General features: G+C 62.2%; 13 protein-coding genes. 5 read left to right on the top strand and 8 right to left on the bottom strand.

Features of this window, described 5'->3' with window-relative positions; all coding sequences use genetic code 11:
* Window positions 1-197: 197 nt before the first annotated feature.
* The 5 genes from ACP15R_RS11790 to ACP15R_RS11770 form a co-directional block, all read right to left on the bottom strand.
* Window positions 198-1,253 carry an adenylate/guanylate cyclase domain-containing protein gene (locus ACP15R_RS11790; RefSeq protein WP_424986604.1) on the bottom strand — a complete coding sequence of 352 codons (1,056 nt, stop codon included), beginning with the start codon at window positions 1,251-1,253 and terminating at the stop codon, window positions 198-200.
* Entirely contained in the window at window positions 1,250-1,618 is a 369-nt protein-coding gene (locus ACP15R_RS11785) for a group I truncated hemoglobin (protein ID WP_424986603.1), read from the bottom strand. Before ACP15R_RS11785 ends, ACP15R_RS11790 begins: the two co-directional genes overlap by 4 nt.
* Window positions 1,619-1,788: 170 nt before the next feature.
* Complete coding sequence (gene rpsI / locus ACP15R_RS11780) at window positions 1,789-2,277, bottom strand: 30S ribosomal protein S9 (protein WP_424986602.1); 489 nt, start codon at window positions 2,275-2,277, stop codon at window positions 1,789-1,791.
* A 7-nt stretch (window positions 2,278-2,284) separates the two neighbouring features.
* Complete coding sequence (gene rplM, locus ACP15R_RS11775) at window positions 2,285-2,743, bottom strand: 50S ribosomal protein L13 (protein WP_369953157.1); 459 nt, start codon at window positions 2,741-2,743, stop codon at window positions 2,285-2,287.
* 221 nt (window positions 2,744-2,964) lie between these two features.
* A complete protein-coding gene (locus tag ACP15R_RS11770) occupies window positions 2,965-3,387 on the bottom strand; it encodes a PaaI family thioesterase (protein WP_424986601.1) in 423 nt (140 codons plus the stop codon).
* A 56-nt stretch (window positions 3,388-3,443) separates the two neighbouring features.
* Between ACP15R_RS11770 and ACP15R_RS11765 the strand changes: the two genes are divergently transcribed.
* From ACP15R_RS11765 to gluQRS, 4 genes are all read left to right on the top strand, one after another.
* Window positions 3,444-4,229 carry an enoyl-CoA hydratase gene (locus ACP15R_RS11765; RefSeq protein WP_424986600.1) on the top strand — a complete coding sequence of 262 codons (786 nt, stop codon included), beginning with the start codon at window positions 3,444-3,446 and terminating at the stop codon, window positions 4,227-4,229.
* Between the two features lie 257 nt (window positions 4,230-4,486).
* The gene (gene trmFO / locus ACP15R_RS11760) at window positions 4,487-5,842 is read left to right on the top strand and encodes a methylenetetrahydrofolate--tRNA-(uracil(54)-C(5))-methyltransferase (FADH(2)-oxidizing) TrmFO (protein WP_424986599.1); all 1,356 of its coding nucleotides are present in this window, start codon (window positions 4,487-4,489) and stop codon (window positions 5,840-5,842) included.
* A 22-nt stretch (window positions 5,843-5,864) separates the two neighbouring features.
* Complete coding sequence (locus ACP15R_RS11755; protein WP_424986598.1) at window positions 5,865-6,479, top strand: class I SAM-dependent DNA methyltransferase; 615 nt, start codon at window positions 5,865-5,867, stop codon at window positions 6,477-6,479.
* Entirely contained in the window at window positions 6,476-7,345 is an 870-nt protein-coding gene (gene gluQRS, locus ACP15R_RS11750) for a tRNA glutamyl-Q(34) synthetase GluQRS (RefSeq protein ID WP_424986597.1), read from the top strand. Before ACP15R_RS11755 ends, gluQRS begins: the two co-directional genes overlap by 4 nt.
* Before the next feature lie 61 nt (window positions 7,346-7,406).
* Here gluQRS and hisI read toward each other — a convergent pair whose 3' ends face one another.
* The gene (gene hisI / locus ACP15R_RS11745; protein WP_424986596.1) at window positions 7,407-7,766 is read right to left on the bottom strand and encodes a phosphoribosyl-AMP cyclohydrolase; all 360 of its coding nucleotides are present in this window, start codon (window positions 7,764-7,766) and stop codon (window positions 7,407-7,409) included.
* 67 nt (window positions 7,767-7,833) lie between these two features.
* On the opposite strand from hisI, the gene ACP15R_RS11740 reads away from it, so the two are divergent.
* Window positions 7,834-8,286, top strand: coding sequence for an iron-sulfur cluster assembly scaffold protein (locus ACP15R_RS11740; protein WP_424986595.1), 453 nt, complete (start codon window positions 7,834-7,836; stop codon window positions 8,284-8,286).
* Window positions 8,287-8,743: 457 nt separating this feature from the next.
* Here the strand turns inward: ACP15R_RS11740 and recG are convergent, their stop codons facing one another.
* Window positions 8,744-10,834, bottom strand: a complete 2,091-nt coding sequence (gene recG, locus ACP15R_RS11735) for an ATP-dependent DNA helicase RecG (protein WP_424986594.1) — start codon at window positions 10,832-10,834, stop codon at window positions 8,744-8,746.
* Entirely contained in the window at window positions 10,831-12,939 is a 2,109-nt protein-coding gene (gene ligA, locus ACP15R_RS11730) for an NAD-dependent DNA ligase LigA (RefSeq protein ID WP_424986593.1), read from the bottom strand. The genes recG and ligA overlap by 4 nt, the downstream gene beginning before the upstream one ends.
* Window positions 12,940-12,943 lie beyond the last annotated feature (4 nt).

The raw sequence follows: 12,943 nt of genomic DNA, 5'->3' as shown, positions 1-12,943 counted from the left end.
CTGGGGGCACTGACTGGGACGTTGGTATTTATCGACGGGTTTTGCCGCCAGAGACGCAATATACTGCGGTACGCAAAAAACAAACCACCATATATAGACCGCCCCGCTCTTAACCAATAAATCAAACGCAATTGACCCTGGGGAAGCGTGTCAACCTTGGGGCGACCTTGTCATTTGCCGGCACACGCCATACCCGATCAAAACGGCCGCGCGGCCCCCGATCCCTGAAGATTCGCCGCCACATTGATGAGTTCCATATCCCCAAGCCCCTTGATCGCAACGGTGCCGATATCGGTAATCTGGAATTCATCAATCAGCGCGAATTTCATCGACTCGGGCGCCGCGATATTGCCCGGATTGGCAAAGATCTGCAGCCGTGACGCCATGTTCACCGCCGGGCCGAACACGTCATACACGTATTTCTGGATCCCCACGACCGACCCCACCGCCGCACCGCTGCCAAGCCCGATCCGCGCGCGCCATTTGTGCTGGTGGCTTTCATTGCGCCGGTTGAGATACCTCAGAAAGCGCACGGCGCAATGGGCGACGGCGGTGGCATGGTCGGGCGTCGCATCCGGCATTCCGGCAACGGCCAGATAGGCATCGCCGATGGTCTTGATACGTTCGCAGCCATATTGTTCGACAATGCGATCAAAGGCGGTGAAAATGTCGTTCAGCTCGCCCAGCGTCACGGTCGGATCGGTTCGGGCCGCGAAATCGGTGAAATCGACAAAATCCAGCATCACCACCGACACTTCGGGATAGAGCTGGGGCGTGACGACACCAAATGTCTTGAACTCCTCGTAGACCGCCCGCGGCATTACGTTGAGCAGCAACCGTTCCACCCGTTCTTTCTCGCGCTCAAGCTCGCGGGTGTTGCGTTCGACCATGGTGGAATAGCTGTCGATCATGCTTTCGAGTTCGCGAATGCGGGTGATGTTCTGGCATTCCACCACCAGCAGCGGATCCTCCTGTGCCGGGGCGAGCGAAATCGAAACGGCTATGACCAGGGTGCGGCGTTTGGGCTTGATCCTGATCTCGCCGGCAAAGCGGTCACCGCTGGCCAGCACCCCCGCAACCGCATCCGGCTCCAGCCCTTCAAGCAGGGCGTTCAGCGGTCCGCCCTCTGCGGCGCCGAACCATTCGGTAAAGGATTCGTTCTGAAAGATCAGGGCCATGTCCGAAGCGCGGACAATCGCAACACCGACACCGATGGCGCGCAGAAGATGTTCGTTGATGGTCGAAATGCTCATGCGGCCTCGCGCGCGACGATGATTGCCCGCTTGCTTTCGACCGCGTCCAGCGTTTGCAGGATGTCATCCTCGGCCATGCGATGCGCGCTCAGGGCAGCGCGCAGCAGCACCACCACCTCGTCGAAATCCGCGTGGGAAATGCCCAGGTGCCGGTGCACCGCTTCGAGCCGTTCGTCGCTGATCGAGGCCGGTCCCCCCATCAGCGAAGAGACGAATTTGGTCTGGTGATCGATCAGGCGTGCCATGTCGACATCGTCAAAGTGATCGCCGATCTGGTCGGAGTCCAGAACCATCTCGTAGAATGTCATGATGATACGGCTGACGGTCTTGAACCCGCCATATTTCTCGAAAAGCGATTGCGCCATGTGACCCCCGCCCATTCCCCCGACGATCTTCCCAGCCTATCGCGAAATGGCCATAAATCAAAAATTTTTCGAAAATCACGCCGGTGCAAGCCGATCCGCCCCCGCGACCCGCCCACGAAAAAGGGCCACGCAATCGGCGCGGCCCTTTCGGAAAACATGGTCTCTGGCAATCAGCGCTTGGAGAACTGGAAGCTCTTGCGGGCCTTGGCCTTGCCGTATTTCTTGCGTTCCACCACGCGGCTGTCGCGGGTCAGGAAGCCAGCGGCCTTGAGCGCGCCACGCAGGCTGGGATCGTAGAGTTGCAGCGCCTTGGAGATACCGTGCTTGACCGCACCGGCCTGACCGGAGAGGCCACCGCCCTTGACCGTTGCATTGACGTCGAACTGGTCTTCGACCCCGGCAACCGAGAACGGCTGGCGCAGGATCATCTGCAACACCGGACGGGCGAAATAGGTGGTCAGTTCCTTGCCGTTGACGACAACCTTGCCCGAGCCGGGCTTGATCCAGACGCGGGCCACCGCGTCCTTACGCTTGCCGGTGGCATAGGCACGGCCCAGCTCGTCGCGGACGGGTTCGCGCGAGACGAGTTCGACTTCCGGAGCCGCTTCGAGTCCGGCGACCTGGTTCAGGTCTTCGAGTGTGTTGATTTCTTCAGCCATGGCTCAATCAGCTCCGGGTGTTTTTCTTATTCATGGATTTGACATCCAGAATTTCGGGGCTTTGCGCCTCGTGGGGGTGTTCAGTGCCGGCATAGACGCGCAGGTTGGTCATCTGCTTGCGGCTCAGGCGATTGCCCGGCAGCATGCGCTTGACAGCCTGCATGACAACGCGTTCGGGATGCGCGCCTTCCAGGATCTGCTGCTTGGTACGGCTCTTGATGCCACCGGGGTGACCGGTGTGCCAGTAGAAGTGCTCTTCGCGCTTCTTGCCGGTTATCTGCACCTTGTCGGCATTGATGATGATGACGTTGTCGCCCATGTCCATATGCGGAGTGAAGGACGCTTTGTGCTTGCCACGCAGACGCATGGCAACGATCGAGGCAAGACGACCCAGAACAACGCCCTCGGCGTCGATCAGGACCCACTTCTTGTCGATATCTGCTGGTGTGGCAGAAAAGGTGTTCATGGCAGGGGTTTCCTGTTTGACGTGAAAGGCGGGCGCAACACGCACCCGCCCGAATTCGATGCACGGGGTTTACGGAGATCGGAAGCCACAGTCAAGCACCACAATTCCGCATTTATCGTGCATTTTCAATTGCTTACAATTTAGGTATCAATATACCCCAATTCAACCACGGGAAATCACCGGTTTTGATGCCCCCCCCGCGCGGACGGCATCGGCAATTGCTAGCGCGATGGCGGGATCGAATAGGTCAGAGAGGCCCGCGCCACCGGTTTGTCGACACCGTCCGACCAGATCAGCACATCGGTGACCGAAAGCGCCCTGCCCAGCTTGAGCAGCGTCCCCCGCGCGATCAGGTCACGCCCGCCCGCAGGCTTGCGCATGAAATCCATCGAAATGTTGGTGGTCACCGCCAATGCCTCTTTGCCGATCGGAGCCATGGTCGCCACATAGGCGGTGACATCCGCCAGCGCGAACATCGAGGGGCCGGAAATGGTGCCGCCGGGCCGCAGGTGGCGTTCGCCAACTTTCAACCGCATGGTCACGGTTTCCCCATCCAGATGATCGATGGCAAAATCACCCCTGACCTGGGGAAAAACCTCGTCCAGGAAATCCATCATTTCTGACGCGGTAAATTTCGGCTCCATGCTTTCCTCCGGCTCGATAGGCGCTTAACGTCGCCGCAAAATTCAGCGAGGGCAAGATGACAATACTGGAACGTAACGACACCGGGGCGGTGGCGCATCTGACGATGAACGCGCCCGACCGGCTGAACGCGCTGTCAGACGAAATGATCGCCGCCTTGCAGGCCGAGTTCGACACCCTGCGCGAGGATCCAAGCGTGCGGGCGGTCATCATCTCGGGCGCGGGCAAGGCATTTTGCGCCGGTCACGACCTCAAGCAGATGACCGCCGGGCGCCAGAACCCGGACGGAGGCCGCGCCTATTTCACCGACCTGTTCAGCCGCTGCACGGCGATGATGCTCAGCATCCGGTCCCTGCCCCAGCCGGTGATCGCCCAGGTGCATGGCATCGCCACGGCGGCGGGCTGTCAATTGGTCGCGACCTGTGATCTGGCGGTTGCCGCCGACGACACGAGGTTCGGAGTCAACGGCGTCAATATCGGCCTGTTCTGCTCGACCCCGATGGTGGCGCTGTCGCGGAACATCCCGCGCAAGAAGGCATTCGAGATGCTGACCACCGGGCAATTCATCGCGGCCCCCCGCGCCGAGGCGCTTGGCCTGGTCAACCGGTCGGTGCCCGCGGCGCAGCTCGAAAGCGAAACCATGGACCTTGCCAACACCCTCGCGACCAAACTTGGCAGCGCGGTCAGGATCGGCAAGCGCGCGTTTTACGAACAACTCGAACAGCCGCTGGAGCAGGCCTATGCCTATTGCGGCGATGTCATGGTGCAGAACATGATGATTCGCGACACCGAAGAGGGGATCGCCGCCTTCATCGGCAAGCGCAGCCCCGACTGGGCCCAATAGGCCCGTCCCATACGCCCCTTATGAAGGCGGTTTACCTCGTCTTCATCGCAGGCTTCCATTCGTGACGGGTTTGTGTCAAATTTTATCCAAGGGCCTGACCCTTGCGAAAATCGGTCGCCGCTGACCAAACGTCCCTCCAGACTGGCTCTCTCACCGGTCCGACGGATGTCAGCGGCGGCCCTTTTTCATTGCCATCGGCTCCGATCGTCACCTTCTGCCAGTTGCGCCACAACCGCCCCTGCCCTAAATGGCCTGTCATGACAGACATTCTACATATCGTCGGCGGCGGAATGGCCGGTTCCGAAGCGGCCTGGCAGGCGGCAGAAATGGGCGTGGACGTGGTGATCCACGAAATGCGTCCCAAGGTCGAAACCTTTGCCCACAAGACCGGCAATCTCGCCGAGATGGTCTGTTCCAATTCCTTTCGTTCCGACGATTCCGAACAGAACGCCGTGGGGCTGCTGCATTGGGAAATGCGGGCCGCCAACGGGCTGATCATGTCCGCCGCCGATGCCCACCGCCTGCCCGCCGGAGGCGCGCTTGCCGTGGACCGCGATCCCTTTGCCGAAACCGTGACCGCGCGGCTCATGGCGCATCCGCGCATCTCGGTCTCATATGACGAGATCACCGCCCTGCCCGAAAGCGGCTCATGGATCCTGGCCACCGGTCCGCTGACCTCGGCCGGGCTTGGCGCAGCGATCCAGGCCGAAACCGGCAGCGAGGCACTGGCCTTTTTCGACGCCATCGCACCCATCGTCTATTTCGACAGCATCGACATGTCGCGGGCCTGGATGCAATCGCGCTATGACAAGGGCGATACCGAGGAAGAGCGCACCGCCTATCTGAACTGTCCGATGACGCGGGACCAGTACGACGCCTTCATCGACGCCCTGCTCGCGGCGGACAAGACCGAGTTTCACGAGGGCGAGACTGCCGGCTATTTCGACGGCTGCCTGCCCATCGAGGTCATGGCCGAGCGCGGACGCGAGACCCTGCGCCACGGCCCGATGAAACCCGTCGGCCTGACCAACCCGCACCAACCCGACATCAAGGCGCATGCCGTGGTCCAGCTTCGCCGCGATAATGCCTTGGGAACGCTGTATAATATCGTCGGGTTCCAGACCAAGATGAAATATGGCGCACAGACCGAAGTGCTGCGCATGATCCCCGGCCTGCAAGACGCCCGCTTTGCCCGGCTTGGGGGCATTCATCGCAACACCTTCCTGAATTCTCCGCGCCTGCTGGATGACCGGATGCGCCTGAAGTCCCGCCCGAACATCCGCTTTGCCGGCCAGATAACCGGGGTCGAGGGCTATGTGGAAAGCGCCGCCATGGGGCTTCTGGCCGGACGCATGGCCGCCGCCGAATTGCTGGGCGAAAATCTGGCTCCACCGCCCCCCACCACCGCAACCGGTGCCCTTGTCACCCACATCACCGGCGGTGCCGATGCCAAGACATTTCAGCCGATGAACGTCAATTTCGGCCTGTTTCCCCCGGTCGAGGGCCTGAAAGGCGGCCGTCGTGGCCGCAAGGATCGCTACAAGGCCTATACCGATCGCGCCAAGGCAGACTGGCACGGCTGGCTGCACCAATCCGCGCTGGACGTCGCCTGATCTTGCCGCCTAAGCTGGCCCCATGACCAAGAGATTTCTGGACAAGGCCTATGGCGCGCGAGATGCGGCCGACACGCGCACCCTCTATGATGAATGGGCCAGCAGCTACGACTCCGAAGTGGCCGGGCACGGCTATGCCACGCCGGGCCGCTGCGCCGATGCGCTCATGGCGCATATCCGCGACCCGAACCAGCCGATCCTGGATTTCGGATGCGGCACCGGCCTCTCAGGGCTGGCGCTCGGACTGCGCGGCTTCACCTGCATCGACGGCGTCGATCTCTCCGCCGAAATGCTGGAACGGGCCCGCGCCAAGACCCTTTACCGCAAGCTTGATCTGATCGGCCCGGACACGCCCTTGCCCCACACCCCCGGCGATTACGCCGCCATCGCGGCCATTGGCGTCATCGGTGCCGGTGCCGCGCCGATCTCGGTATTCGATACGCTGATGGCCGGTCTGGCCCCAGGCGGCTTGCTGGTGTTTTCCTTCAACGATCACGCGCTTCAGGATCCCGAGAACCAGGGCCGCCTCGACGCCTATCTCGCGTGCGGCACCGCACGATTGCTGTTTCAGGAATATGGCGAGCATCTGCCGGGGATCGACTTGAAGAGCAACGTATACGTTATTGAAAAAACGTGACATTCCTGACCAGATTCGCCCCATCCCCGACCGGTCCTCTGCATCTGGGCCATGCCTATTCCGCCCTTCTCGCGCATGACATGTCGCGGGCCCGGAACGGTCGCTTTCTGCTGCGCATCGAAGACATCGACCAAAGCCGCGCCCGCCCTGAATGGGAAACCGCGATCCATGACGACCTGCGCTGGCTGGGCATCACCTGGTCCGGCACCGTGCTCCGGCAATCGGAACGGGCCCCAACCTATGCCGCCGCCCTTGCGAAACTCTGGTCCCGAGGGCTGCTCTATCCTTGCACCTGCACCCGGCGCGATATCGAGACCGCCGCCGCGGCCCCGCAAGAAGGTGCCCCGCCGCACGGGCCGGACGGGCTGATCTATCCGGGCACCTGCCGCCCGACCCGGCCTGTCACAACGCTGCCCTACCCCACCGACACCGCGCTCCGCCTGGACCTCCGCCGCGCCCTCGCCAGCCTGCACTCCCCCGCACTCGGCTTTCACGAAACCGGATCAGGCCCAGCGGGCGATACCGGCGGGATCAACATAACCCAGGCCAGCCTGCTGGACACGGTCGGCGACGTGGTCCTTCTGCGCCGCAACATGGGTACATCCTACCACCTCTCGGTGGTGCTCGATGACGCCGCGCAGGGCATCACCCTCGTGGTCCGCGGTCAGGACCTGTTCGAAGCCACCCGCATCCACGTTCTCCTGCAACGCCTGCTTGATCTGCCGACGCCGATCTACCACCATCACCGTCTGATCCGTGACGAGAACGGCAAACGCCTCGCCAAACGAGATGACGCACGCGCCATCGCAAAATACCGCGCCCAAGGGGCGACTCCCGCCGACATCCGCGCCATGGTGGGCCTCTGACCCTTTCATCTTTGGCAAAATACTCCGGGGAGTTTGAGGGGCAGCGCCCCTCATCACCCCATCAACATTCCGGTGCCATCAACTCCACCTCGTCCCCGTCGCGCACCGCGGTGTAAAAACAGCTGCGTCGATTGGTATGACAAGCCGGTCCCGTCTGCCGCACCACCACCAACACGCAATCCTTGTCACAATCAAAGCGAAACTCCACCAGCTCCTGCACGTGGCCCGAGCTTTCCCCCTTGACCCAAAAGGACTGCCGCGACCGCGACCAATAGGTCACCCGTCCGGTTTCCAGCGTTCGGCGCACCGATTCCGCGTTCATCCACGCCATCATCAGGACTTCACCGCTCACCGAATCCTGCGCAATGGCCGGGATCAGGCCCGCATCGTTATAGACCAAGGTATCGGGTTCAAAGGACATGGTGTAAAACCTTTTGCATCACAGTTTCGCGGCCTTATGTATGGAGAAGTCAGCAAGAGGAAAAGACATGTCCGGCGATACCGACCTGATCAAGCTCTACTCGGCCCGCATTCTTGCGCTGGCCGCGGATATTCCGCATCTTGAACGGCTTGACGCCCCGCATGCCACCGTCAAGAAGCGCTCGCCGCTCTGCGGATCGACGGTCACCGTCGACATACAGGTTCAGGATGGCCGCATCACCGGCTTTGGCCAGGACGTCAAGGCCTGTGCGCTTGGACAGGCCTCGGCTTCTGTGGTCGGCGGTGCGATCATCGGGGCCACGCGATCACAGGTCGAAACCGCCCGCGATCAGCTCAAGGCCATGCTGAAACAGGACGGGCCGGTGCCGGATGCCCCGTTTGACGGGCTCGAAGTGCTGATCCCGGCCCGCGATTACAAGAACCGCCACGCCTCGATCCTGCTTGCGCTCGACGCCACCGCCGAAGCCATGGAACAGGCCGAACAGGCCAATTGCGCCTGACGGCCTGCTGCCCATGAAAAAAACCGCCGCACATCCCGGGCGGATGGCGGCGGCAGTCAAAGCTCTCTCATGCGGGATCCGGGACGACCGTTGGAACCAAGAGGCATGGTTCCGGGGGAACAGGACAGGACCCCCTTGCTGCATCGGTATGGGACGGGATGCAGGTCGTCCGGCATGAGATTGCAGGCAGAAACAGAAAAACTCGTATCAATAAACTCCGGGCAAATGCAGCGCGACCACCAGCATCACCACCAAAGCCCCCGCCCCGATTGCGTCTTGCAACAAGGTATCCTGGGTGCGGCGAAGGGCGGTTTTGATCTGGCTCATCATGGCGTCTGCTCTCCCGGTCAGTGGTTAGGTATCTGGATTAAGTATTTGTTGACCTTTTGTTCTCATTTTTACCGAGATCGGTCAAGAACTTTTTGAGAACATTTGTGAACCTACAAGAACAAAACACCTAACCGACTGTAATCAAACGGATCGCCCGATCCTGCCGCATCAACCACAACAACACCCGCGCGGCGCGGCCCCGCTCGGAATTCAACTCGGGATCCGCCGCCAGAAGCGCGCGGGCATCGCTTTGGGCCACCGCCATCAACGCCGCCTGCCGCTCAAGATCGGCGATCTGGAACCGGGGCAGGCCCGACTGCGCCGTGCCGATCACATCCCCCGCCCCGCGCATCTTCAGGTCGGTCTCGGAAATGACAAACCCATCCTCGGTCTCGCGCAGCACCTCCAGCCGTTTGCGACCGCCGTCCGACAGCGGCGGGCGGTACATCAACAGGCAGGTGGATTGCGCCGTGCCCCTGCCGACGCGGCCGCGCAGCTGGTGCAGTTGCGCCAAGCCAAAGGTCTCGGCCCGTTCGATCACCATGATCGTCGCGTTCGGCACGTTCACCCCCACCTCGATCACCGTGGTCGCCACCAGAACCTTGGTGTCCCCCGATTGAAACGCCGCCATCGCCGCGTCCTTGTCGGCGGGCGGCATCTGTCCATGAACCAGCCCAACCACATCGTCGCCCAGCACCGCGCGCAGCCGCTTGAACCGCTCATCCGCGGCGGTCAGATCAACCAGCTCCGATTCCTCGACTAGCGGACAGACCCAGTAACATTGCCGCCCCTCGTCAATCGCCCGGCGCAGATGTCCGACCACCTCGTCCATACGTTCGGTGCTCACCACGGCGGTCTTGATGGGTTTGCGGCCCGGCGGCTTTTCATCCAGAACCGACACATCCATATCGCCATATTGCGCCAGCGCGAGGCTGCGCGGGATCGGGGTTGCGGTCATCACCAGCACATCCGCCGCGACGCCCTTGTCGGCCAGGTCCATCCGCTGGCGAACACCAAAGCGATGCTGCTCATCAATGATCGCAAGTCGCAGGTCGTGAAACGTCACGTCCGGCTGAAAAACCGCATGGGTTCCCACGAGCACCTGAATTTTGCCCCCGGCCAATGCGGCAAGCTTGGCCTTGCGCTCGCCGCCCTTGTCGCGCCCGGTCAGGATCTCGAGCACCACCCCGGCCTCTTCCGCCAGGGGGGCCAGCGCCTCAAGATGTTGCCGGGCCAGGATCTCGGTCGGGGCCATCATCACGCCCTGGCCACCGGCCTCGACCGCCACAAGCAGGGCGATAAACGCAACCAGGGTCTTGCCCGCGCCCACATCCCCTTGCAGCAACCGGTTCATCCGCTGCGCCACCGCCATGTCGCCAGCGATCTCCTCGATCGCACGGGATTGCGCCGATGTCGGATGATATGGAAGCGATTGCAATACCTTGCCCTGCAAACTTCCAGTGCCCATACTGGCGATTCCCGGAGCCTTTCGATCTCTTTGCCGGGCCAGCGCCAGGGTTAGCTGATGTGCCATCAACTCGTCATAGGCCAGCCGTTCACGCGGTGGCGTGGTGGCCATAACATCGTCCAGCCCTGACGGCGCATGTGCCAGGCGCATCGCCGCGGCCCAATCCGGCCAGTCCCGACGGTCGAGCTGCGCCCGGTCGATCCATTCCGCAAGCTCGGGCAGCCGGGCCAACGCCCCCTGCACCGCCTTGTACATGGTCTTTTGTGTCACGCCCTGCGTCAGATGATAGACCGGTTCAAACTCTGGAATATCACCCGCATCCCCGGGCGACAGGATATGGTCGGGATGCACCATCTGCGCCAAGCCGTCGAACAATTCCAACTTGCCCGAGACCACGCGCCGTGCGCCTTCTGGAAGCTGCCGCCTGAGAAAATCGCCGCGCGCGTGAAAGAACACGAGCTGAAAATCGCTCTGCGCGTCTTCCACATGCACCCGATAGGCCCCGCCGCGCCCCGAAGATGGCCGATGCGCCCCGACCGTTACCTCGACCGTCAAGGTCGACGGCAGATCCGCCCCCTTGATCGTGTCTCGCCGGCGCCGATCAACAACCGCATAAGGCAATGAAAACAACAGGTCACGCGGGGTTTCTACAGCGATCTGTGAAAAATGCTGCGCGGTTTTCCGCCCCACTCCGGGCAGGGTCTCCAACCCGGCAAACAGCGGAAAAAGCTGCTCTGGACGGCCGCTCATGCGGCGCCGATCAGGGCCAGCCAGCCATCTTCGTCCAGCGTCTCGATCCCGAGATCGGCCGCCTTCTTGGCCTTGGACCCGGCCCCTGGCCCCGCCACCAGCAGATCGGTCTTGGCGCTCACCGAACCCGACACCTTTGCCCCCAGGGCCTCGGCGCGTGCCTTCGCCTCGGCCCGTGTCATCTTTTCCAGCGTTCCGGTAAAGACCACGGTTTTCCCGGCGACCGGGCTGCCCTCGGTATCGGGACGACGGGCCTCGCCGACGGTCAGATGTGCCACCAGCCTGTCGATCGAGGCCCGTTCGCTTTCCTGTGCGAACGCCGTCACCAGCGATGTCGCCATGACCACGCCCACGCCATCAATCGACATCAGGTCGTCCCAGTCCGGCCCTTCCTTGCCAGCGGCGCGGGTGATCGCGGTTTCAAACGCCTCCCAGCTGCCGTAATGCGTCGCCAGCAAATTCGATGCCGCCTCGCCCACATGGCGCAGCCCAAGCGCAAAGATCAGCCGGCCAAGCGGTATGTGGCGTTTTTCGTCGATGGCCGTGAACAGGTTGGTAGCCGACTTGTCGCCCCAGCCCTCGCGGTTGCGCAGCTGTTGCAGGCCACTGCCAAAACGATCACGCAGCGTAAAGATATCCGCCGGCTCCCTGATCCAGCCATCCCCGTGGAACTGTTCTACCTGCCTGGCCCCGAGACCTTCGATATCAAACGCCGCACGGGATACGAAGTGTTTCATCTTTTCAACCGCTTGCGCAGGGCAAATCATCCCGCCCGAGCAACGCCGCACCGCGTCGCCCTCTTCGCGGATGGCGTCACTGTGGCATTGCGGACAGGACGTCGGAAAGCGATAGGCCTGGCTCTCGGATGGGCGTTTGCCCAGGTCCACATCCGCGACTTTGGGGATCACGTCGCCTGCGCGATAGACCTGGACCCAATCACCCACCCGGATATCCTTGCCGCCCCGGATTTCCTCACCGCGCGCATCCCGTCCGGCGATGTAGTCTTCATTATGCAGGGTGGCGTTCGACACCACGACCCCGCCTACCGTCACCGGGGTCAACCGCGCCACCGGGCTGAGCGCGCCGGTGCGCCCCACCTGGATGTCAATCGCCTCGAGCCGTGTCCAGGCAAGCTCCGCCGGAAACTTGTGCGCGATTGCCCAGCGTGGCGTGGTCGACCGGAACCCGAGCCGCCCCTGCAGCGCAAGATCGTTTACTTTGTACACAACACCGTCGATGTCATAACCCAGAGTCGCGCGCTGCTCTTCGATCACTGCGTAATGCGCGAGCAATTCATCCGGCCCGGCGCAAAGCCGGGTCAGCGGGTTGGTCGAAAACCCCATTTTTGCAAGACGCGCCAGGGCCTCTACCTGGGTTTCGCCCAAAGGTTCGGACAACTCCCCCCAGCTATAGGCAAAGAACCTCAGCGGCCGGGATTTGGTAATGCTGGCATCCAACTGGCGCAACGACCCCGCCGCCGCGTTGCGCGGGTTGGCAAACCGCTTGCCGCCAACTTGCTCTTGCCGTTCATTGAGGGACGCGAAATCCGGGTGGGACATATAGACTTCGCCGCGCACTTCAAGCGTTCTGGGCGCGTCCTGCACGGTTTCCGGAATGTCCCGGATCGTGCGGGCATTCGCGGTCACGTTTTCGCCGACCGCCCCGTCACCGCGGGTTGCCGCCTCGACCAGGACGCCGTTTTCATAGCGCAGCGCAAGCGACAGACCATCGATCTTGGGCTCTGCGGTATAGGCAAGCGGCGCATCAACGGTAAGCCCGAGATACTTGCGGATACTGGTATCGAAAGCGGCGACATCATCCCGGTCGAACGCGTTGCCCAGAGACAGCATCCGCACCCGGTGCTCGACCTTGGCAATGCCATCGGCAACACGGGCACCGACCTGTTCCGACGGGCTGTCCGTACGTTTGAGATCGGGAAACCGGGTCTCGATCTCGGCATTGCGCCGGCGCAGCGAATCATAGTCCGCGTCCGGCATCTGCGGCGCGTCTGAGATGTAATAGGCTTGGTTCGCCTGATTCAACAGCGCGGCGAGCCGGGCAAGTTCTGCCTTGGCCTCGTCCGGCGTCATCTCTGCGATATTCACGTGC

Source organism: Microbulbifer sp. S227A (assembly GCF_049800935.1).
Note: the sequence above shows the minus strand (reverse complement) of the source record. Positions and strands in the feature narration are given on the sequence as shown.

Coding starts and splice junctions, on each gene's coding strand:
- hisI (WP_424986596.1), bottom strand. CDS start 7,766: ATGTCCTTTGAACCCGATACCTTGGTCTATAACGATGCGGGCCTGATC.
- ACP15R_RS11770 (WP_424986601.1), bottom strand. CDS start 3,387: ATGGAGCCGAAATTTACCGCGTCAGAAATGATGGATTTCCTGGACGAG.
- ACP15R_RS11765 (WP_424986600.1), top strand. CDS start 3,444: ATGACAATACTGGAACGTAACGACACCGGGGCGGTGGCGCATCTGACG.
- ACP15R_RS11790 (WP_424986604.1), bottom strand. CDS start 1,253: ATGAGCATTTCGACCATCAACGAACATCTTCTGCGCGCCATCGGTGTC.
- ACP15R_RS11740 (WP_424986595.1), top strand. CDS start 7,834: ATGTCCGGCGATACCGACCTGATCAAGCTCTACTCGGCCCGCATTCTT.
- ACP15R_RS11755 (WP_424986598.1), top strand. CDS start 5,865: ATGACCAAGAGATTTCTGGACAAGGCCTATGGCGCGCGAGATGCGGCC.
- ACP15R_RS11785 (WP_424986603.1), bottom strand. CDS start 1,618: ATGGCGCAATCGCTTTTCGAGAAATATGGCGGGTTCAAGACCGTCAGC.
- rplM (WP_369953157.1), bottom strand. CDS start 2,743: ATGAACACCTTTTCTGCCACACCAGCAGATATCGACAAGAAGTGGGTC.
- trmFO (WP_424986599.1), top strand. CDS start 4,487: ATGACAGACATTCTACATATCGTCGGCGGCGGAATGGCCGGTTCCGAA.
- recG (WP_424986594.1), bottom strand. CDS start 10,834: ATGAGCGGCCGTCCAGAGCAGCTTTTTCCGCTGTTTGCCGGGTTGGAG.
- rpsI (WP_424986602.1), bottom strand. CDS start 2,277: ATGGCTGAAGAAATCAACACACTCGAAGACCTGAACCAGGTCGCCGGA.